General features: G+C 69.8%; 18 protein-coding genes. 11 read left to right on the forward strand and 7 right to left on the reverse strand.

Annotation, left to right across the window (positions count from 1 at the left end; all coding sequences use genetic code 11):
• Positions 1 to 164: 164 nt before the first annotated feature.
• The 4 genes from OG972_RS24370 to OG972_RS24385 all read left to right on the forward strand — a co-directional run bounded on the left by OG972_RS24370 (position 165) and on the right by OG972_RS24385 (position 6982).
• Positions 165 to 1778 carry a PQQ-binding-like beta-propeller repeat protein gene (locus OG972_RS24370; protein WP_323135894.1) on the forward strand — a complete coding sequence of 538 codons (1614 nt, stop codon included), beginning with the start codon at positions 165 to 167 and terminating at the stop codon, positions 1776 to 1778.
• Positions 1779 to 2216: 438 nt separating this feature from the next.
• Entirely contained in the window at positions 2217 to 4043 is a 1827-nt protein-coding gene (locus OG972_RS24375; RefSeq protein ID WP_266984768.1) for a PQQ-binding-like beta-propeller repeat protein, read from the forward strand.
• 85 nt (positions 4044 to 4128) lie between these two features.
• Entirely contained in the window at positions 4129 to 6039 is a 1911-nt protein-coding gene (locus tag OG972_RS24380; protein WP_266984769.1) for a PQQ-binding-like beta-propeller repeat protein, read from the forward strand.
• A 247-nt stretch (positions 6040 to 6286) separates the two neighbouring features.
• Positions 6287 to 6982: a LuxR C-terminal-related transcriptional regulator gene (locus OG972_RS24385; protein ID WP_266984770.1), complete on the forward strand. Its 696-nt coding sequence runs from the start codon at positions 6287 to 6289 to the stop codon at positions 6980 to 6982.
• Positions 6983 to 7315: 333 nt separating this feature from the next.
• Here the strand turns inward: OG972_RS24385 and OG972_RS24390 are convergent, their stop codons facing one another.
• Positions 7316 to 8230 (reverse strand): transposase, encoded by a 915-nt coding sequence (locus OG972_RS24390; RefSeq protein WP_266984771.1) that lies wholly within the window; start codon positions 8228 to 8230, stop codon positions 7316 to 7318.
• Positions 8187 to 8318, reverse strand: coding sequence for a helix-turn-helix domain-containing protein (locus OG972_RS49610; protein ID WP_266990688.1), 132 nt, complete (start codon positions 8316 to 8318; stop codon positions 8187 to 8189). Before OG972_RS49610 ends, OG972_RS24390 begins: the two co-directional genes overlap by 44 nt.
• A gap of 189 nt (positions 8319 to 8507) precedes the next feature.
• Between OG972_RS49610 and galT the strand changes: the two genes are divergently transcribed.
• From galT to galK, 3 genes are read left to right on the forward strand one after another with little or no spacing between them, the layout of a single operon-like run.
• A complete protein-coding gene (gene galT / locus OG972_RS24400) occupies positions 8508 to 9551 on the forward strand; it encodes a galactose-1-phosphate uridylyltransferase (protein WP_266984772.1) in 1044 nt (347 codons plus the stop codon).
• On the forward strand, positions 9548 to 10528 hold the full coding sequence (galE, locus tag OG972_RS24405; RefSeq protein ID WP_266984773.1) for a UDP-glucose 4-epimerase GalE: 981 nt from the start codon (positions 9548 to 9550) through the stop codon (positions 10526 to 10528). The genes galT and galE overlap by 4 nt, the downstream gene beginning before the upstream one ends.
• Positions 10525 to 11691 (forward strand): galactokinase, encoded by a 1167-nt coding sequence (gene galK / locus OG972_RS24410; RefSeq protein ID WP_266984774.1) that lies wholly within the window; start codon positions 10525 to 10527, stop codon positions 11689 to 11691. Before galE ends, galK begins: the two co-directional genes overlap by 4 nt.
• Here the strand turns inward: galK and OG972_RS24415 are convergent.
• The gene (locus OG972_RS24415) at positions 11618 to 12127 is read right to left on the reverse strand and encodes a GNAT family N-acetyltransferase (protein WP_266984775.1); all 510 of its coding nucleotides are present in this window, start codon (positions 12125 to 12127) and stop codon (positions 11618 to 11620) included. The two genes, galK and OG972_RS24415, sit on opposite strands and share 74 nt — an antisense overlap.
• Before the next feature lie 280 nt (positions 12128 to 12407).
• On the opposite strand from OG972_RS24415, the gene OG972_RS24420 reads away from it, so the two are divergent.
• Positions 12408 to 13193, forward strand: coding sequence for a response regulator transcription factor (locus OG972_RS24420; protein WP_266990690.1), 786 nt, complete (start codon positions 12408 to 12410; stop codon positions 13191 to 13193).
• Here the strand turns inward: OG972_RS24420 and OG972_RS24425 are convergent.
• Positions 13152 to 13649 carry a MarR family winged helix-turn-helix transcriptional regulator gene (locus OG972_RS24425; RefSeq protein ID WP_266984776.1) on the reverse strand — a complete coding sequence of 166 codons (498 nt, stop codon included), beginning with the start codon at positions 13647 to 13649 and terminating at the stop codon, positions 13152 to 13154. The two genes, OG972_RS24420 and OG972_RS24425, sit on opposite strands and share 42 nt — an antisense overlap.
• Positions 13650 to 13738: 89 nt before the next feature.
• Between OG972_RS24425 and OG972_RS24430 the strand changes: the two genes are divergently transcribed.
• Both OG972_RS24430 and OG972_RS24435 read left to right on the forward strand, forming a co-directional pair.
• A complete protein-coding gene (locus tag OG972_RS24430) occupies positions 13739 to 14536 on the forward strand; it encodes a trans-aconitate 2-methyltransferase (protein WP_266984777.1) in 798 nt (265 codons plus the stop codon).
• A complete protein-coding gene (locus OG972_RS24435) occupies positions 14536 to 14901 on the forward strand; it encodes a VOC family protein (protein WP_266984778.1) in 366 nt (121 codons plus the stop codon). The genes OG972_RS24430 and OG972_RS24435 overlap by 1 nt, the downstream gene beginning before the upstream one ends.
• A 61-nt stretch (positions 14902 to 14962) precedes the next feature.
• Here the strand turns inward: OG972_RS24435 and OG972_RS24440 are convergent, their stop codons facing one another.
• The 3 genes from OG972_RS24440 to OG972_RS24450 form a co-directional block, all read right to left on the reverse strand.
• Positions 14963 to 15367, reverse strand: a complete 405-nt coding sequence (locus tag OG972_RS24440; protein WP_266984779.1) for a hypothetical protein — start codon at positions 15365 to 15367, stop codon at positions 14963 to 14965.
• Positions 15368 to 15474: 107 nt separating this feature from the next.
• Positions 15475 to 16161 (reverse strand): TetR/AcrR family transcriptional regulator, encoded by a 687-nt coding sequence (locus tag OG972_RS24445; protein WP_266984780.1) that lies wholly within the window; start codon positions 16159 to 16161, stop codon positions 15475 to 15477.
• Positions 16158 to 17159, reverse strand: coding sequence for a fatty acid desaturase (locus OG972_RS24450; protein ID WP_266984781.1), 1002 nt, complete (start codon positions 17157 to 17159; stop codon positions 16158 to 16160). The genes OG972_RS24445 and OG972_RS24450 overlap by 4 nt, the downstream gene beginning before the upstream one ends.
• Before the next feature lie 354 nt (positions 17160 to 17513).
• Here OG972_RS24450 and ppc point away from each other — a divergent pair, with 354 nt between their 5' ends.
• Entirely contained in the window at positions 17514 to 20243 is a 2730-nt protein-coding gene (gene ppc / locus OG972_RS24455) for a phosphoenolpyruvate carboxylase (protein WP_266984782.1), read from the forward strand.
• Positions 20244 to 20273: the final 30 nt, after the last annotated feature.

The raw sequence follows: 20273 nt of genomic DNA on the forward strand, positions 1-20273 counted from the left end.
AGCTCAGCGGCCGGTGGTGCTGATGGCCTGTTCGATACGGGTGATACAAAGGGTTCCCGTTCGACCGCACCAAGGGGGACGTCCCGATGACCTGGCCGCCCGGCCCGCACCAGCCGCAGCCGCCACAGGGGGAATTCGGGGCTCCGTTCGAGCCTGTGGAGCCGATGGGGCCCACCCAGCCGGTGCAGGGGTACGGTCAGCAGCCCTCGCCCCCGTCGCAGCCCCAGCCCGGTCCGTACGGATACGGGTACGGCCAACCGCAGCAGCCGTACCCCGTCGGCCCGGCGACCGGTGGCCCGGGCGGCCCTGCCGGTCGTCACCCCTCGGGCCGCAGACGCACCGCCCTCGTCGCCGCCGTGGTCGCCGGGGTCCTGGTGGTCGGCGGTGGCGTCTGGTTCGCCGTGAGTGGCGGTGACGACGGCAGGAAGCCCGTCGCGCACGGCAGCGCCGACGCCGAGCAGCCCACCGCCTCGCAGCCCGCCTCTCCCCCTGCCGAGGCCGAGGTCGTCGACACGGCCGCCCCGGTCGACGGGCTCAACGCCGCGCGCAAGCCGGGCGAGGCCAAGGTCCTCTGGATGCGGGACAACGGTATCGACGTGCCGCGCAACGGCGCCGACGCGTACGGCCCCTGGCTGACCGGGGACATCGTCGCCAAGGGCATGTACCGCACCGTCTCCGGCTACTCCGTGGCCGACGGCACCCGGAAGTGGACGCTGAAGCTGCCCGCCGACCTGTGCGCCGCACCGACCCTCCCCACCACCGACGGAAAGATCGTCGTCGGTCTCAAGGAAAGCGCCTCGTCGGACTCGGTCTGCTCCGTCCTGCAGATGATCGACCTCAGGACCGGAACGGCGGGCTGGAAGAAGACCGTCGAACGCAAGGGCGTCCAGGACCTGCTGTCGGACGTGGCCATGAGTATCGGAGGGGATCTCGTCACCTTCGGACGCGCGAGTGCTTCCGTGGGCTACCGGGTCAGTGACGGAAAGGAAGTGTTCGGCAAGAGGCAGGGTGTCTGTCAGCCGTTCGCGTTCACCAGCGGTCCCCGGCTGATCGCCGCCACCAGCTGCCGCACCGACGCCGACGAGCAGGACAAGCAGCAGGTCGAGGAGATCGACCCGGCCACCGGCACACCGAAATGGACGTACCGGGTCAAGACCGGCTGGCGGGTCCAACAGGTCTACTCGACGAGCCCGCCGGTGATTTCGCTCAAGAAGGGCGATGGCGAGGGCGGGGCGTGGGCCATCGTCACCCTGCGGGACAACGGCACGTACCGCTCCCAGATGATCGGCGGCAAGAACGAGAACTACGCCGCCACCTGCGACGCGGACCTCGTGGTGAGCGGCAGGAACCTCGACGGCTGCGCCGGGGTCGCGGCCGACGACGACACGTTCTACCTGGCGACCAAGCCGGTGACCGTGGGCTCCGCTCTCACCAACAAGGTCGTCGCGTTCGACCTGAACACCGGCAAGGCCAAGTGGAGGGCCGCCGCCCCGGCCGGGCAGATCATGCAGCCGCTGCGGATGAACGGCCGGAACGTGATCGTCCGGGTAGAGGGCACCTACCGGAAGAGCGGAGCCGTCGCCAGCCTCGCACCGACGGGCGGCGCCCCGACGATGCTGCTGCGGCATCCGGCATCGGCGACCAAGGCCGAGAGCTCCTTCGACATGGCGAGGCTGGTGTATGCGGGCGGCCGCTCCATCCTGGTGAGCGCACGCGTCAGCGCGATCGACGACAAGGAGGAGAAGAAGGTGAAGACCGTCATGGTCTTCGGTCCCTGACGGTCCGCGAGGTCCGCGAAGCCCCTGACGGTCCGTCATGAATCCTGATGTTCCTGACGGTTCATCCGGATCCAGGTGATACTCGGTGATGTGTGACGGTCCTTGACGTGCCGGACCCCCGCTGTCCGAAGTGATGACAGTTTGCGAAGAGTTGGCACCCGTACATCGAGCGGCGCCCGATGCGGCGCACCGGCTGCGGTCGTGCGAGGCGCGCTCCGGCTGCGTAACGGCGGCATCACGAGGCGGTTCTCCCTTGGGAACAGGGGATGGACCGACCCGGTGTTCGAACGCGCGCGGATGGTACAAAGAAGCCCCGCTCGACTGTCGTAACGCCGCGGGAGCCATGCCCGATTCGCTCCTTTCCAAAGGGAATTCAGCCCTGCGGAATCGCGGGGGAGACCGGAACGGGCACCGGACCGCACGAAGGGGGACGTGCTGATGACCCAGCCGCCCAGCCAGCAACCGCCGCAGGGAGGCTTCGGCGCTCCGCAGGAGCCGCCGCAGGGGAGTCCTCAGCCGCCCGCGCAGCCGCCGCAGATGCCGGCCGCGCCGCCCGCTCCGCCTACTCCCCAGCCGGGTTACGGCTACCCGCAGGCGCCGGGTCAGGAGCCCGGCTACGGCTACCCGCAGCAGCCCGGCCCTTACAGTCAGCCGGGCCCGTACGCCCAGCAGTCGGGCCCGTACGGTCAGCAGCCGGGCCCCTACGGTCAGCAGCCCGGACCGTACGGTCAGCCGCCGCAGCCCGGTTACGGCTACCCGCAGCAGCAGTACCCCGGCGCCCCGGTCCCCGGCGGCCCGGCGGGCCCCGGCGGCGGCAGCGCCTTCAAGGGCAAGCCCGCAGTGATCATCGGTGCCGCGGTCGCGGCGCTGCTGGTCATCGGCGGTGGCGTGTTCCTCGCCACCAGCGGCGGTGACGGCGACAAGAAGCCCGTCGCGCACGGGAGCGCCGACGACCAGAAGGCGAGCGCCTCGCCCTCCGTCGACGAGGGCGACGGCAACGGCGACGGCCGCGCCGGCGACGACGACCTCAACGCCGGTCGCAAGGCCGGCGAGGCGAAGGTCCTCTGGCTGCAGAAGAACGACGTCGACCTGCCGCGCAACGGCTCCGACGTGTACGGCCCATGGGTCGTCGGCGACACCGTCGTCAAGGGCATGTACCGGGCGATCTCCGGCTACTCCGCGGCCGACGGCAAGCAGAAGTGGACGCTGAAGCTGCCCGCGGACCTGTGCTCCGCCCCCGCCCAGACCACCACGGACGGCAAGATCGTCATCGGGGTCAAGAACGGCACGACCGACAAGGCCGACTGCGCGGACCTGCAGATGATCGACCTCAACACCGGCAAGGCCGGCTGGAAGAAGTCGATCAAGCAGAACGGCATCTGGGACATGATGTCGGACATCTCCCTCGCCATCAGCGGCGACACCGTGACCGTCGGACGCACCGGCAACTCCAACGCCTACCGCGTCAGTGACGGCAAGGAGCTGTTCGGCAAGCAGTCGGGCAACTGCCAGCCGTACGCCTTCGCCGGCGGTACGAAGCTGATCGCCGCCTCCAGCTGTCGCACCGCCGACGTCGACAAGCCCCAGAACCAGATCCAGGAGCTCGACCCGGTCACCGGCAAGCCCAAGTGGACGTACCGTCCCGCAGTGGGCTGGGAGGTCGACCGGGTCTACTCGGTGAGCCCGCTCGTCGTCTCGCTGACCCAGAGCGAGAAGAAGAAGTGGAGCATCCTCGCCATCAAGGAGAACGGCACGCTCCGTTCCCAGCTGGTCGGCGACAAGGGCGACAAGTTCGCGCCGGACTGCGGCAGCGCGTTCGCCATCTTCGGCAAGTCGCTGCAAGGCTGTGTCGGCGTCGCCGCCGACGCCAACACCTTCTACATGGCGACCACGGCCGACTCCAGCGGCACCGCCCGCACGAACAAGGTCGTGGCGTTCGACCTGAACACCGGCAAGCCCAAGTGGAAGGCGGCGGCCCCGGCCGAGCGGACCATGACGCCGCTGCGGATGGAGGGCGGCAACGTGCTGCTCTACCTGGAGGCCTCGTACAACAAGGGCGGCGGGATCGCCACCCTGGCACCGACCGGTGGTACCCCGCAGGTGCTGCTGCAGCACCCGGCGTCGACGTCCCAGATCGAGAGCTCGTTCTACAACCCGAAGATTGTCTACGCGGGCGGCCGTTCCTTCATCGCGAGCGGGCGGGTCAGCGCGACCAACGACAAGGAAGAGCTGGAGACGAAGACCATGATGGCCTTCGGCAAGTGACGGCTCACGCAGGCACCCGACGGACCATGACCGACCACGCCAGGTCCCGACCGACCGGCTCCCTTTCCCCCGAGGTACGTACGCCATGACACAGCCGCCCCAGCCGCCCAACGAGCCGCCCCAGGGCGGGTTCGGCGCCCCCCAGGACTCGCCGCCCGGAGGGTTCGGGGCACCGACCCCGCCGCCCGCCGACCCGTTCGGCAAGCAGTCGGCTCCGCAGCCCCCGTCGCCGCAGACGCCTCCCGCCGGAGGGTTCGGTGCTCCGCAGACGCCGCCTGCCGGTGGATTCGGCGCCCCACAGGCGCCGCCTGCCGGTGGGTTCGGCGCCCCGCAGACGCCGCCCGCAGGTCCGCCGCAGCAACAGCCCGGCTACGGCTACCCGCAGACCCCGCCGCAGCCCGGCTACGGCTACCCGCAGACACCTCCGGGCGGGGGGTACGGCATGCCACCCGGTCAGCCGCCGCAGCAGGGATACGGCTACCCGACCGCTCCGATGCAGCCGCAGTACCTGCCGCCGCAGCAGGGCGGGAACGGCGGCAAGAAGTTCGGCACCCAGACGCAGATCATCGTCGCCGCGGTGGTCGCCGTGGCGCTGATCGTCGGTGGTGGCGTCTGGTTCGCCTCCAGCGGGGGCGACGGCGGCAAGAAGGAGGAGGCATCCAACTCCACCGGCACCACCGGTGAGGGCAAGGGCGGCTCCGGCAGCGGTCTCGGCGGCGGCAAGGAGAAGGCCCCGGCGAACACCAGGGCCACGGTCGCCTTCCAGCTCCCGGAACCGAAGGTCACCGACGTCACGGCGGTCAATGGTTCCTGGCTGACCGACAAGGCCTTCGTGAAGACCGGCGTGAACGAGATCGTCGCGTACGACAAGGTCAAGGGCACCAAGCTCTGGTCCATTGCGCTGGACGGCCAGCTCTGCGCCGCCTCCCGGCACATGTCCAAGGACTTCAAGACCGCCATCGCCTTCGAGGCGGGCAAGGCGACGAAGGCGAACAAGTACCCGCCGTGCACCCAGGTCGGTGCGCTCGACCTGACCACCGGCAAGCTGATATGGAGCAAGTCGGTGACCGCCGCCAGCGGCGGTGACGATGCGATCCGGTTCGACGAGATCACGCTCAGCGGCACCACGGTCGCCGCGGGCGGCACCGAGGGTGGCGCCGCATTCGACCTGGCGACCGGCGCCGAACGCTGGAAGCCGAAGGTCAGCCCCGACGGCTGCTACGACAAGGGGTACGGCGGCGGCGAGGCGCTCGCCGTGGTCCGCAAGTGCGGTACGTACGACGACCCGCAGCTCGTCATCCAGGCGCTGAACCCGACCACCGGAGCCCCGCTCTCCTCGTACAGGATGCCGCCCGGCGTCGAGTACGCGAGCATCGTCTCCACCAAGCCGCTGGTCGTCGCCGCCGACGTCGGCGACACCGCCGGTGACGGCAGCGGGATCTCGGATTTCTTCTCGATCGACGCGTCGACCGGCAAGCTGCTCACCAAGATCGCCGCGGACGGCGAGAAGTACGCCGCCCGCTGCGGCTCCACCGAGGTCGAGACCTGCCAGCAGCTCGCGGTCGGCAACAACCGCATCTATCTGCCGACCGAGGAGCACGAGGGGAGCACGGGCGAATACGGCGACACCAACGAGATCGTCTCGTTCGACCTCACCACCGGCAAGCCGACCAGCGACAAGGCCGACGCGGGTGACCGGTACACGATGTTCCCGATCCGTATGGACGGGTCCAACATCATCGCGTACAAGGAGCCCCCGTACGACAAGGGCGGCCAGATCGTCTCCATCGACGGCTCCACCTTCAAGCAGACCGTGCTGCTGGAGAACCCGGCCGACGAGGCCGTCCGGAACGCGGAGACCAGCTTCTCCGCGGATTACGCCGAGTTCCTCTACTCGGGCGGCCGGCTGTTCATCTCCGAGACGATGGTGAGCAAGCGGGGCGACAGCTCGCTCGACGCCGATCGGCACCTCGCGGTCTCGTTCGGCGCCGGCTGACGCCTTCACGGGAAGCACCACGCACCACAGCCCTGCCGGTCGATCGTCCGACCGGCAGGGCTGTTCGTTCGCCGCCCGATTCCTGCTCCCTTCTGCCCGCTTGTCATCGATCAAGTGCCCCTGAATGGCACATGATTCGGCATTCCGGGGGTCTTCTGCCTGGTACGGGGCACACGACGTCGAACAAGCGTGTAGCTTGCCGGGTCAAGAGGGCCGGGGGGCCTGGGTCCTGATAGGGGGGTTCTCGATGGGCGTGCGGCTCATGGTGGTCGATGACCACCGACTGCTCGCCGAGGCGCTCGCCTCGGCGCTGAAATTGCGGGGCCACCGGGTGCTGGCGGCAGCCGCGCCGACCGCCGGCGCGGCGGACATCGTGGTGAGCCGCGCCCCGGAGGTCTGCTTGTTCGGTACCGCGACGCCCGCCGATCCGGGCGCGTTCGACCCGATCGCCCGGATCAAACGGGAGCGACCGCAAGTGGCGGTCGTGGTGCTCGGACCGGTGACGAGCCCGCGCGGGATCGCGGCCGCTTTCGCCGCCGGAGCCGCCGGATACGTCAGGCACGACGAGCGGATAGAGGGCGTCGAGCGGGCGATGGTCAAGGCGCGCGCAGGGGAGACGGCGGTCGCGCCGCAACTGCTCCAGGGCGCCTTCGCCGAGCTGCTCAACCCGGCCGCCCAGCCGGACGACGAAGGACAGCGGCTCCTGCAGATGCTCACCCCGCGCGAGATCGAGGTCCTGGTACGGGTCGCGGAGGGCGAGGACACCCGGCTGATCGCGGACGGGATGCGGATCGCGCCGAGCACCGCCCGTACACATGTGCAGCGGGTCCTGATGAAGCTGGGCGTCGGCTCCCGGCTGGAGGCCGCGGCGCTGGCGGCCCGCACCGGGCTGCTGGAACGCGCGGCGGTGGACACCGGGCAGAAGGGGCCGGACGCCGTGTGACGTCCGGCCCCGGTGGGGCAGTGTGCCGACTACTCAGGCATCGGTGCCGGTGTCGGAGCCGCCCGGAGCCTCGGCCGGGCGCAGCTTCAGCCACACCAGGAAGAACAGCCCGAGGACCAGCATGGCCAGCCCTGTCCAGAGGTTGATGTGGACGCCCTCGGCCTTCTTCAGGTCGGCGTCGGACGGGTTGATCCGGGGTTGGCGCCCTGGTTGGTCGGGATGTCGATGACACCCTGCTCGTAGATCCAGAATTGACGATCCCCCACCGCTGGGGCGGTGAGGCTCCCTTTGCTGCCCGGAGGCTGCAAATGTGGTTTCACGTGTCCGCCTCCGTCATGAGACGGGACTTGGCGCGGTGGGGCGCCTGCGCGTGCTATTGGTGACCGAGCCGCCCGTCCGGCGGGCTCGGGCCTCGATCTCGACCGAGGCGTTGTGATCGGCATCGTCCTCATGCCCACAGTTGACGCACGTGAAGCTTCGCCCACATCCAGGGCGAGATTCCGGATCCGCCCGACCACATTTCGCACATGTCTGAGAGGTATGGAACGGCGGAACGGGGCGCAGATCGGATCCGTAGATTTCGCACTGGTAGCTCAGTTGTCGGCGTCGCTCACCGGGGCAGTTGTCGAGGATGCCGCGGTTGAGTCCGGTCTTCTGCCTGATGTTACGGCCAGGCCGGTCGGCGGTCCCCCTGGCGCTGGAGGTCATGCTGGTCACGCGTAGGTCTTCGATGCCGACGAAGCCGTGGTTCTTGGCCAGGCCGGTGGTCAGTTTGTGCGTGAAGTCAGCGCGCCGGTTTGATTGCCGGGCCTTGATTCGGGCGATCTGAGCGATCGTGGCACGCAGTCGTTTGCTGTACATCCCTCCGTTGTGCTTTTTCGCATAGGCAACCTGGCGTCCCTTCTGTTGTTCCAGATACTTCAGACGTGTGAGCTCGACCTTGGTAAGGGTCGGTGCCATGACCCGAGGCTCGGTCTCGGTCGAGACGTATGCGGACGTGGCGACGCCGAAGTCCACTCCGCAGCCGGGTTTGCTATTCGGCGCTCCCGGTGTTCTTCCGGTGTGGATACCGAAGGCAATGTGCCAACCGGTCCCGTCTCGCGAGACGGTGGCGTTTCGGATGGTTCCTCCCAGCGTGCGAGAGAGTCGGAAACTGACCCATCCGAGCTTCGGTAGTCGTATCTGCCCCCAGTGACCGCTGGTCTTACGGACCTTGCTCAAATACGTATGTGCGCTGCTCGAGCGCAATGTTCCACAGGGTGCGTGCCGCATGCCCCCACCGGGTCAGGACCTGTTCCTGCGCGCGGTTGGGATACAGCCGGTATCGGCGCCCCATGTCTGCCTTCACGCCAGGGAACGTAAGGCTGGCTGCTCGGCGATTGCCAGTGGATCGGGTCCAGTTCGCTCCTAAGCGTTCGTGTCTGGAACGTGTGTACGTGTCGATATGCGCAGCCGCGTGTGCCCACTCATTGACGTGTGTGTTGACTTGTGGTTTGTTGTGTTCGGTTATGTTTGGAGGAACCTGGTGAAGAAGACGGTTACGACGCTCGCCGACGGCCGGGAGCTGCTCTACTACGACAGCCGCGACGACGTGGTCCGGGACGCCGTCGACCGGCGGCCGCTCGACGCCGTCTCGACCTCCTCGGAAGTCCGTCGCGACCCCCTTCTCGGGGACAGCGTCGCCATCGCCTCGCACCGCCAGGGCCGTACGTACCACCCGCCGGCCGACGAGTGCCCGCTCTGTCCGTCCCGGGACGGCCGGCTCAGCGAGATCCCCGACGACAGTTACGACGTGGCCGTCTTCGAGAACCGCTTTCCCTCACTCGCCGGGGACTCCGGCCGCTGCGAGGTCGTCTGCTTCACCTCCGACCATGAGGCGTCCTTCGCCGACCTCACCGAGGAGCAGGCCGGCCTGGTCCTGGAGGCATGGATCGACCGCACGGCCGAACTCGCCGAGCTTCCGCAGGTCAAGCAGGTGTTCTGCTTCGAGAATCGGGGCGCCGAGATCGGTGTGACGCTCGGCCATCCGCACGGGCAGATCTACGCGTACCCGTTCGTCACCCCGCGCACCGAGCTGATGCTCCGCTCGATGGAGGCGCACCGCGAGCGGACCGGCCGCAACCTCTTCGACGACGTCGTGGCCCGCGAGCTGGCCGACGGCGAGCGGATCGTGCTGACCGGCGAGCACTGGGTGGCGTTCGTGCCGTACGCGGCGCACTGGCCGTACGAGATCCACCTCCACCCGCGCCGGCGCGTCCCCGACCTGCGGGAACTCGACGACGCCGCGCGCACAGAGTTCGCACAGATCTATCTGGAACTCTTGAGGCGATTCGACCGGATCTTCGGCCCCGGTGAGCCGCCGACGCCGTACATCTCGGCCTGGCACCAGGCGCCGTTCGGGGAGCCCGGACGTGAGGAGTTCGGGCTCCACCTCGAGCTTTTCACCATCCGACGCACCTCCGGCAAGCTGAAGTTCCTCGCGGGTTCCGAATCCGGCATGAACGTGTTCATCAACGATGTGCCGCCGGAGGCCGCGGCCCAGCGACTGCGAGAGGTAGCGAGCGCGTGAGCAAGCCCCAGAAGAAGTACCTGGTCACGGGTGGCGCGGGATATGTCGGCAGCGTGGTTGCCGCGCATCTTCTGGAGGCCGGTCACGCGGTGACCGTCCTCGACGACCTGTCGACCGGGTTCCGGGAGGGTGTCCCGGCCGGGGCCGAGTTCATCGAGGGCCGCATCCAGGACGCGGCCCGCTGGCTGGACTCCTCCTACGACGGGGTGCTGCACTTCGCCGCGTACTCCCAGGTCGGCGAGTCCGTCACCGACCCGGAGAAGTACTGGGTGAACAACGTCGGCGGATCCACCGCGCTGCTCGCCGCCATGCGCGACGCGGGGGTCCGCACCCTGGTCTTCTCCTCCACCGCCGCGACCTACGGCGAACCGGTCTCCAGCCCCATCACGGAGTCCGACCCGACCGCGCCCACCAACCCGTACGGCGCCACCAAGCTGGCCGTCGACCACATGATCACCGGCGAGGCGGCCGCTCACGGACTGGCCGCGGTCTCGCTGCGGTACTTCAACGTGGCGGGTGCGTACGGCAGTTGCGGCGAACGCCACAGCCCGGAGTCGCACCTCATCCCGCTCGTGCTCCAGGTCGCGCTCGGGCAGCGCGAGTCGATCTCCGTGTACGGCGACGACTACCCGACCCCCGACGGGACCTGCGTACGCGACTACATCCACGTCGCCGATCTTGCCGAGGCCCACCTCCTCGCCCTGGACGCGGCAACCGCGGGCGAGCACCTGATCTGCAACCTCGGCAACGGCAACGGCTTCTCGGTGCGCGAGGTCATCGAGACCGTCCGCAAGGTCACCGGTCACCCGGTCCCCGAGACCGCGGCCCCGCGCCGCGCCGGTGACCCCGCGGTACTGGTCGCCTCCGCCGCCACCGCCAGGGAGCGGCTCGGCTGGCAGCCGTCCCGCGCCGACCTGGCCGGAATCGTCTCCGACGCCTGGACGTTCGCCCGCCGAGAGGAGCTCACCACCCCATGACCGACAACGCTGAGCTGGTCGCCGCTTTCACCGAGTTGTACGGCACCGCCCCCGAAGGAGTCTGGGCGGCCCCCGGCCGGGTCAACCTGATCGGCGAGTACACCGACTTCAACGACGGTTTCGTGATGCCGCTCGCGCTGCCGCACACCGCGCGCGCGGCCGTCGCCCGCCGCACCGACGGCGAGCTGCGGCTGCACTCCACCGACGTGCCGGGCGGTGTCGTCCAGCTGCGGGTCGACGAGCTCGCACCGCACGAGGGCCACGGCTGGGCGGCGTACCCGGCCGGTGTCGTCTGGGCCCTGCGCGAGGCGGGCCACCGGATCACCGGCGCGGACATCCAGCTGACCTCGACCGTCCCGACCGGCGCCGGGCTCTCCTCGTCGGCCGCCCTCGAAGTGGTCACCGCACTCGCGCTGAACGACCTCTTCGGACTCGGCCTGTCCGCACCCGAGCTGGCGGTGCTGGCGCAGCGCGCCGAGAACGCGTTCGTCGGCGTGCCGTGCGGGGTCATGGACCAGATGGCGTCGGCGTGCTGCGTCGAGGGCCACGCCCTGCATCTGGACACCCGCGACCTCACACAGCGCCAGGTCCCGTTCGACCTGGCCGCGCACGGTCTCCAGCTGCTGGTGGTCGACACCCGGGTCAAGCACGCGCTGGGCGACGGTGCGTACGCGGAGCGGCGGGCCGGCTGCGAGGCGGGCGCCCGGGCGCTGGGCATGGGGACGCTGCGCGATCTTCCGTACGAGGGTCTGGACGCCGCGCTCGACACGCTCGCCGAGTCCGGCGCGGACGAGTCGGTCGTGCGGTACGTACGCCATGTGGTCAGCGACAACGCGCGGGTGGAGCAGGTCATCGCACTGCTCGACGCGGGCGAGGTGCGGGCGGCGGGACCGGTCCTCACCGCGGGTCATGTCTCGCTCCGCGACGATCTGCGGGTCTCCTGCCCGGAACTGGACCTGGTGGTCTCGACGGCGAACGCGTCCGGGGCGCTCGGTGCGCGGATGACTGGCGGCGGGTTCGGTGGTTCGGCGATCGTGCTGGTGGACGAGGCGGACGCGGACGCGGTCACCAAGTCGGTGCTGGAGGCGTTCACCTCGCACGGGTACGCGACGCCCGGCGTCTTCCCGGCGGTCCCGTCGGCAGGTGCCCGTCGCATCGGGTGAAGGTCTTCGTCAGGATGAACTCGGTGACTCCGGGCGGGTAGTTGTCGACCTGCCCGATCACCTCGTAGCCCCGCTTCCGGTAGAAGTCCGGAGCCTGGAAACCCCAGGTCTCCAGCCGGGAGCGGGCGCAGCCGCGGTCCGCCACGGCCACCCGTTCCGCCTCGGCGAGCAGTTGCGAGCCGAGGCCGGAACCGCGGTGGAGCGGGTCGACCCAGAGCAGATCCACATGGAGCCAGTAGGCCCAGGTGCGCCCGGCCAGTCCACCCGCCAGCGCACCGTCGCCGTCCATCGCCCAGACCTCCAGCGGGAGTTCGCGCTCGGCCGGCGTGGCGAGGAGTGCGCGGAGCTCCGGGGAACATTCCGTATTGCTGTGATGCAGCCGCTCACCCAGCAGAAGGCGACGCTCTTTGTCTACTTCTGTCTCAAGACGAAACATGAACCACACCTTAAACACCTAGGTCCATCAGTTCTGTGAATTGCCTTCCGCTCCGGGCCCCCGGCCGTACGCTGATGCACAGCACCGGTGGGGGCCGGTGCTGATTCAGGGGTACGAGACAGTCGGGCACGACGCCCGGGGCGGGGTGGCAGTCGGTACACGGCGGCGGCCGTAGAACTGCGGTTCACCCTCATCGCTCCGGGCGTCGTGCCCGCACTGGTCCGTCCCGTTCGGGGGGTCCTGGGGTGGCCCCGGGGCAGATGGCTGTGTGGGGGTACCTGTGGTTCGTATCCGGGTTCTCGTGGTGGATGACCACCGCATTTTCGCCGAGTCGCTCGCGGCGGCACTCGCGGCGGAACCGGACGTGGAGGTGGCGGCGGCGGGCAGCGGCCCGGCCGCGCTTCGGTGTCTGGAGCGCGCGGCCGCCGAAGGCCGTAGGTACGACGTGATTCTCGTCGATGCCGAACTGGGCATCCTGCCGGCGGCCACGGGACGTACCGTTCCCGGCCCGGTGCCGGTCCCCGCCCCGAGAAGTGGGGAACACGTCCCGGTCGACGGGATCTCGCTGGTCGCCGGGGTCCGTTCGGGCCAGCCGTCCGTCCGTACGGTGGTGCTCGCCGAGAAGGACGACCCGCGCCGGGCCGCGCTGGCGCTGCAGGCCGGGGCCTCCGGCTGGGTCGCCAAGGACTGCTCGCTGCAGCGGCTGCTCACGGTCATCCGGGGGGTGCTCCGCGACGAGACGCATTTGCCTCCGGCGCTGCTCACCGGTGTCCTGCGCGAGCTGACGGCAGCCCGCAAGCACCGCACCGAGAGCGAGCAGCTGGTCGAGTCGCTGACCCCGCGCGAGCGCGAGGTGCTGCGCTGCATGGTGGCGGGGCTGGGCCGCAAGGCGGTGGCGGAGCGGCTGTACCTCTCCCCGCACACAGTGCGTACGCATATGCAGAACGTGCTGGGGAAGCTGGGCGTGCACTCGACGCTGGCCGCGGTGGCGCTGGCCCGGCGCGCCGGTGTCGGACCGGCCGATCTATCCGGGAATGTTGTCGAACGGGGCGGTCAACTGGCGTAGCAGCCCGGCCAGTTCGCCGCGCTGGTGGCGGGAGAGCTCGCCGAGGATGGCACGCTCCTGGGCGAGCAGTCCGGCCAGCGACTGGTCGGCCTTGTCGCGCCCCTCCGCGGTGAGCCGGACCAGCACGCCGCGCCGGTCGCTGGGGTCGGGGAGCCGTTCGACGAGGTTCTTCTTGGTCAGCCGGTCGATGCGGTTGGTCATCGTGCCCGAGGTGACCAGCGTCTGGGTGAGCAGCTGACCGGGGGAGAGCTGGTACGGGGCCCCGGCGCGGCGCAGCGACGTCAGTACGTCGAACTCCCACGGCTCGAGATTGTGCTCGGAGAAGGCGATCCGGCGGGCCCGGTCGAGGTGACGGGCAAGGCGTGAGACGCGGCTGAGCACCTCAAGTGGTTCCACGTCGAGGTCGGGGCGCTCGCGACGCCATGCAGCGACCAGTCGGTCAACCTCGTCCTCCATGTGGATCAGTGTAAAGGGTCTGTCGACATGAAGTCTCTTGAATTCGAGTGTCTTGACATCAAGATACTTCTGTGGCGATCCTGACTGTCATGACGACACCGACCTGGGATCCGCAGCAGTACCTGCGCCACGCGGACCACCGCACCCGCCCGTTCCAGGATCTCCTGTTCCGCATCCCGGAGCCCCCGGCCGCCCCCACGCCCCGCATTGCGGACCTGGGCTGCGGCGCGGGCAACGTCACGGCACTCCTCGCGGCCCGCTGGCCGAGGGCCCGGATCACCGGGTACGACAACTCCCCCCAGATGCTGGAGCGGGCCCGTGCCCACGCCACACCCCTCCTGGACTTCGCCGAGGCCGACGCGACGACCTGGACGCCGGCGGAACCGTACGACCTGATCGTCTCCAATGCCCTGCTCCAGTGGGTTCCCGGCCACGCCGACCGCTTCCCCGACTGGCTGGACGGCATCACCCCGGGCGGCACGTTCGCCTTCCAGGTCCCCGGCAACTTCGACCAGCCCACCCACACCCTGATGCGCGAACTGGCGGAGTCCCCGCGCTGGCGTTCCCGCCTGACCGGCGTCCTGCGCCACGCCGACGCGGTCCTCAGCCCCGCCGCCTATCTGGACGCACTGACGGCCCCCGGCATCACGGCGGACGTCTGGGAGACCACGTACCTCCACCTCCTCCAGGGCGAGGACGCCGCCCTGGACTGGGTGAAGGGCACGGGCCTGCGCCCCGTCCTGACGGCGCTCGAGGACGACCCGGAGGCGCACGAGGCCTTCCTCACCGAATACCGGGACCTGCTGCGCACCGCGTACCCGAAGGGTCCGCACGGCACGGTCTTCCCGTTCCGCCGCATCTTCGCCGTGGCCCACAAGGAGAAGTGATGATCGCCGCGGTGGACCACGTCCAACTGGCCGCTCCGGCAGGCTCGGAGCCCGCCCTGCGCACGTACTACGTGGACGTCCTGGGAATGACCGAACTCCCCAAGCCCCCGTTCCTGGCGGCCCGCGGCGGCTGCTGGTTCCAGGCGGGACCGGTTCAGCTGCACCTGGGCATCGAGGCCGACTTCCGTCCGGCGAAGAAGGCCCACCCGGGGCTGCGCGTCACGGACATCGAGACGCTCGCGGAACGGCTGGAGGCACTCGGCGCGCAGGTGCAGTGGGACGCCGACCTGCCGGGGCACCGGCGCTTCTACTCCTACGACCCGGCGGGAAACCGGCTGGAGTTCCTGGAGCCGGTGGACGGGTGAGCCGCGGAGCCGGTCGAGCGCGCGCGGGGTCCGATCCCGATCGGTACGGCGTCACGGTGGGCTAGGCGCCGCTCAGGGCCCCGGTCACCTGCTCCAGATCCACCGGCATGACCGCGATCAGGACAGTCCCGTCCGACGATGCGCACTCCACGATCCGGGAACCCGGATTGATGACCAGACCCTCACGTGTCGACACGGCGCGCACCGCGGTCCGGTGCAGATCGTCGGGGAGGACGACCGCCGACCTGCCGTAGGCGGGGCGCCAGGTCAGGGGCTTCGCGTGGGTCAGCAGCTGCCCGGGGCGCCAGCGGTTGCCGTGGGACGCCCGCTTGATCATGCACGGGATCCCGGTCGGTGCTCCGTCGGCCGCCCGCGCCGACCGCTGCCGGTGTCTGCGGCGGATCAGCATGCCGACGAGAGAACCGACGACGCCGAGCACCACACAATCGATCACGAATTCGATCACACCTGTATTGAAACAGGTGAGGGACGCCGAAGGGACGAGCGCGAGCCGTCCCGGCCCGCCGCCCGTCCGGCACCGCCGTGCGGCGTGCGGTGCCGGCTCCCGTCGGGTCAGCTCTTCCGGTGGCCTATCAGGCGCGGCTTCGACTCCAGGTTCTCCAGGCCGTGCCAGGCCAGGTTCACCAGATGCGCCGCCACCTCCGCCTTCTTCGGCTTGCGGACGTTCAGCCACCACTGACCCGTCAGCGCCACCATGCCGACCAGCGCCTGCGCGTACAGCGGGGCGAGCTTCGGGTCGAAGCCGCGGGCCTTGAACTCCAGCCCCAGGATGTCCTCGACCTGCGTGGCGATGTCGCTGATCAGGGATGCGAACGTGCCCGTCGACTGGGCGACCGGGGAGTCGCGGACCAGGATGCGGAAGCCGTCCGTGTACGTCTCGATGTAGTCGAGCAGCGCGAACGCGGCCTGTTCCAGGAGTTCGCGCGGGTGGCCGGCGGTCAGGGCGCCGGTGACCATGTCGAGGAGCTGGCGCATCTCGCGGTCGACCACGACGGCGTACAGGCCCTCCTTGCCGCCGAAGTGTTCGTAGACGACCGGCTTGGAGACGCCGGCGCGCGCCGCGATCTCCTCCACCGAGGTGCCTTCGAAGCCCTTGTCGGCGAAGAGGGTGCGGCCGATGTCCAGCAGCTGTTCGCGGCGCTCCTTGCCGGTCATCCTCACCCGGCGGGCACGCCGGGTGGAGGAGGGACGGTTCTTCTCGCTGCTCGTGCTGCCGTCGGTCGCCACATCGTCAATCATGCCGCGTCGGCGTGCGCGGACTCGCGCCGGGAGTCGATCCGGCGGGACTCGATCCGGGCGGAGTCCGGCCAGCGCACGTCGTACGCCCAGCCGGGCCTCTCGAACCAGCGGATCAGCCGGGCACTGGAGTCGACCTGGCCCTTCATCACCCCGTGCCGGGCGCTCGTCGGATCCGCGTGGTGCAGGTTGTGCCACGACTCGCCGCAGGAGAGGACCGCCAGCCACCACACATTGCCGGACCGGTCACGGGACTTGAACGGGCGCTTGCCGACCGCGTGGCAGATGGAGTTGATCGACCAGGTGACGTGGTGCAGAAGCGCCACCCGTACGAGAGAGCCCCAGAAGAACGCCGTCGCCGCTCCCCACCACGACATCGTCACCAGACCGCCGACCAGCGGCGGGATCGCCAGCGACGCGATCGTGAAGGTGAGGAAGTGGCGGGAGATCCCGCGGATCGCCGGGTCCTTGATCAGGTCCGGGGCGTACTTCTGCTGCGGGGTCTGCTCCTCGTCGAACATCCAGCCGATGTGGGCCCACCACAGCCCCTTCATCAGGGCAGGGAGCGTCTCGCCGAACCGCCACGGCGAGTGCGGGTCGCCCTCGGCGTCGGAGAAGCGGTGGTGCTTGCGGTGGTCGGCCACCCAGCGCACCAGCGGGCCTTCCACGGCCAGCGATCCGGCAACGGCCAGGGCGATGCGGAGCGGGCGCTTCGCCTTGAAGGAGCCATGGGTGAAGTAGCGGTGGAAGCCGATCGTGATGCCGTGGCAGCCGATGAAGTACATGGCGACCAGCAGACCCAGATCGAGCCAGCTCACACCGTGGCCCCAGGCCAGCGGCACCGCCGCGACCAGGGCCACGAACGGCACCACGATGAACAGCAGCAGGGCGATCTGCTCGATCGACCGCTTGTTGTCGCCGCCCAGCGTGGCGGAAGGGAGGGTCGGACCGTCGGCCGCCGGCGTCGGGGCGTCGTCGATCACATCGGGGCTGGTGTTCATGGGGAGTCCCCTGGAGGGTGAAGAGGAGTACGAGGGACAACTCTGGCTACGCATCCGTAACCTACGGTTTCGTAAGTATGGCAGCGCGGAGGCCTGCTGCACGAGAGCTGAGCCGTCGGAGCTATCGCCCCACCGGGCCGACGAGGGCTGCGGGCAACGCCGACGGCACGGACACCTATCCTGGAAGCGTCGGACAGCGCGGTCCGCACTCTGCTTTCCCGGGGCAGCGGCAGCACCGCTGCAGCCGCGGGCCCCGGACCCCCTGACAGACGTGCCCACCCGTCTCCCGCCGTCACCCTTGTGGGGAGACGCTTCGCGACGCACCTCCTCAATCACTGCAAGGAGCCGCACACTGTGAGCAGTGCCGACCAGACCCCCGCCGCCAGCCCCGAGCTGCGCGCCGACATCCGACGCCTCGGCGATCTGCTGGGCGAGACCCTCGTACGTCAGGAGGGCCAGGAACTCCTCGACCTCGTCGAGCGTGTCCGCGCCCTGACCCGTACCGACGGCGAGGCCGCCGCCGAACTTCTCGGCGACACGGACCTGGAGACCGCCGCGCAGCTGGTGCGCGCCTTCTCCACCTACTTCCACCTCGCCAACGTCACCGAGCAGGTCCACCGCGCCCACGAGATGCGCGACCGGCGCGCCGCCGAGGGCGGTCTGCTGGCCCGCACCGCCGACCGGCTGAAGGACGCGGACCCCGAGCACCTGCGCGCGACCGTCAAGAACCTCAACGTACGGCCCGTCTTCACCGCGCACCCGACCGAGGCCGCGCGGCGCTCCGTGCTGAACAAGCTCCGCCGCATCGCCGAGCTGCTGGAAACACCCGTCATCGAGGCCGACCGGCGCCGCCACGACCTCAGGCTCGCCGAGAACATCGACCTCATCTGGCAGACCGACGAGCTGCGCGTCGTCCGCCCGGAGCCGGCCGACGAGGCCCGTAACGCCATCTACTACCTCGACGAGCTGCACGCCAACGCCGTCGGGGACGTACTCGAGGACCTTGCTGCCGAGCTGGAGCGGGTCGGCGTCGAGCTGCCCGCGGGCACCCGCCCGCTGACCTTCGGCACCTGGATCGGCGGCGACCGCGACGGCAACCCCAACGTGACGCCCGCCGTCACCTGGGAGGTGCTGATCCTGCAGCACGAGCACGGCATCACCGATGCGCTGGAGCTCATCGACTATCTGCGCGGACTGCTCTCCAACTCCATCCGCTACACGGGCGCCACCGATGAGCTGCTCACCTCGCTCCAGGCCGACCTGGAGCGGCTCCCCGAGATCAGCCCGCGCTACAAGCGGCTGAACTCCGAGGAGCCGTACCGCCTCAAGGCCACCTGTATCCGGCAGAAGCTCGTCAACACCCGCGAGCGGCTGGCCAACGGCACCCCGCACCGTCCCGGCTGCGACTACCTCGGCACTGCCGAGCTCATCGAGGACCTGGTGCTCATCCAGACCTCGCTGCGCGAGCACCGCGGCGGTCTTTTCGCCGACGGCCGGATGAACCGCACCATCCGCACGCTCTCCGCGTTCGGTCTGCAGCTCGCCACCATGGACGTGCGCGAACACGCCGACGCCCACCACCACGCCCTCGGCCAGCTCTTCGACCGGCTCGGCGAGGAATCCTGGCGCTACGCCGACATGCCGCGTGACTACCGGCAGAAGCTCCTGGCCAAGGAGCTCCGCTCACGCCGCCCGCTCGCCCCGACCCCGGCCCCGCTGGACGCCGCGGGCGAGAAGACCCTCGGCGTCTTCCACACCATCAAGGAAGCCTTCGAACGATTCGGCCCCGAGGTCATCGAGTCGTACATCATCTCGATGTGCCAGGGCGCCGACGACGTCTTCGCCGCCGCCGTACTCGCCCGCGAGGCAGGACTGCTCGACCTGCACGGCGGCTGGGCCAAGATCGGCATCGTGCCGCTCCTGGAGACCACCGACGAGCTGCGCGCCGCCGACGTGATCCTCGACGAGATGCTCGCCGACCCGTCCTACCGGCGGCTCGTCTCCCTCCGCGGCGACGTCCAGGAGGTCATGCTCGGGTACTCCGACTCCTCCAAGTTCGGCGGCATCACCACCTCGCAGTGGGAGATCCACCGGGCGCAGCGCCGGCTGCGTGACGTCGCGCACCGCTACGGGGTACGGCTGCGGCTCTTCCATGGCCGCGGCGGCACCGTCGGCCGCGGCGGCGGCCCCTCGCACGACGCGATCCTCGCGCAGCCGTGGGGCACGCTGGAGGGCGAGATCAAGGTGACCGAGCAGGGCGAGGTCATCTCCGACAAGTACCTCATCCCGGCGCTCGCCCGGGAGAACCTGGAGCTGACCGTCGCGGCCACCCTCCAGGCCTCCGCGCTGCACACCGCGCCCCGCCAGTCCGACGAGGCCCTGGCCCGCTGGGACGCCGCGATGGACACGGTCTCCGACGCCGCGCACGACGCCTACCGCAAGCTGGTCGAGGACCCGGACCTGCCCGCGTACTTCTTCGCGTCCACCCCGGTCGACCAGCTCGCCGAGCTGCACCTGGGATCCCGCCCGTCGCGGCGCCCGGACTCCGGCGCCGGTCTCGACGGCCTGCGGGCCATCCCGTGGGTCTTCGGCTGGACCCAGTCGCGGCAGATCGTGCCCGGCTGGTACGGCGTCGGCTCGGGGCTCAAGGCGCTGCGCGAGGCCGGTCTGGACACCGTTCTGGACGAGATGCACGAGCACTGGCACTTCTTCCGGAACTTCATCTCGAACGTGGAGATGACGCTCGCCAAGACCGACCTGCGGATCGCCCGCCACTATGTCGACACGCTCGTCCCCGACGAGCTGAAGCACGTCTTCGCCGACATCGAGGCCGAGCACGCGCTCACGGTGAAGGAAGTCCTGAAGGTCACCGGCGGGACCGAACTGCTCGGCACCAGCCCGGTGCTCCAGCAGACGTTCGCCATCCGGGACGCCTACCTGGACCCGATCTCGTACCTCCAGGTCTCGCTGCTGGCCCGCCAGCGCCGGGCCGCCGAGCGCGGCGAGGAGGCCGACCCGCTGCTCGCCCGGGCCCTGCTGCTCACGGTGAACGGTGTCGCCGCGGGTCTGCGCAACACCGGCTGACCATGTCGCCCCAGCACGACAGTGCCCCCA

The sequence above is a fragment of the Streptomyces sp. NBC_01669 genome (assembly GCF_026339735.1).
Lineage (GTDB): Bacteria > Actinomycetota > Actinomycetes > Streptomycetales > Streptomycetaceae > Streptomyces > Streptomyces yanii.

Bases quoted from the DNA above. Each gene is read 5' to 3' on its own strand.
- OG972_RS24375 (WP_266984768.1), top strand. From the start codon at position 2,217: ATGACCCAGCCGCCCAGCCAGCAACCGCCGCAGGGAGGCTTCGGCGCT.
- galK (WP_266984774.1), top strand. From the start codon at position 10,525: ATGACCGACAACGCTGAGCTGGTCGCCGCTTTCACCGAGTTGTACGGC.
- OG972_RS24435 (WP_266984778.1), top strand. From the start codon at position 14,536: ATGATCGCCGCGGTGGACCACGTCCAACTGGCCGCTCCGGCAGGCTCG.
- OG972_RS24445 (WP_266984780.1), bottom strand. From the start codon at position 16,161: ATGATTGACGATGTGGCGACCGACGGCAGCACGAGCAGCGAGAAGAAC.
- OG972_RS24380 (WP_266984769.1), top strand. From the start codon at position 4,129: ATGACACAGCCGCCCCAGCCGCCCAACGAGCCGCCCCAGGGCGGGTTC.
- OG972_RS24415 (WP_266984775.1), bottom strand. From the start codon at position 12,127: ATGTTTCGTCTTGAGACAGAAGTAGACAAAGAGCGTCGCCTTCTGCTG.
- OG972_RS24370 (WP_323135894.1), top strand. From the start codon at position 165: ATGGGGCCCACCCAGCCGGTGCAGGGGTACGGTCAGCAGCCCTCGCCC.
- OG972_RS24430 (WP_266984777.1), top strand. From the start codon at position 13,739: ATGACGACACCGACCTGGGATCCGCAGCAGTACCTGCGCCACGCGGAC.
- OG972_RS24450 (WP_266984781.1), bottom strand. From the start codon at position 17,159: ATGAACACCAGCCCCGATGTGATCGACGACGCCCCGACGCCGGCGGCC.
- OG972_RS49610 (WP_266990688.1), bottom strand. From the start codon at position 8,318: ATGGGGCGCCGATACCGGCTGTATCCCAACCGCGCGCAGGAACAGGTC.
- OG972_RS24425 (WP_266984776.1), bottom strand. From the start codon at position 13,649: ATGGAGGACGAGGTTGACCGACTGGTCGCTGCATGGCGTCGCGAGCGC.
- OG972_RS24385 (WP_266984770.1), top strand. From the start codon at position 6,287: ATGGGCGTGCGGCTCATGGTGGTCGATGACCACCGACTGCTCGCCGAG.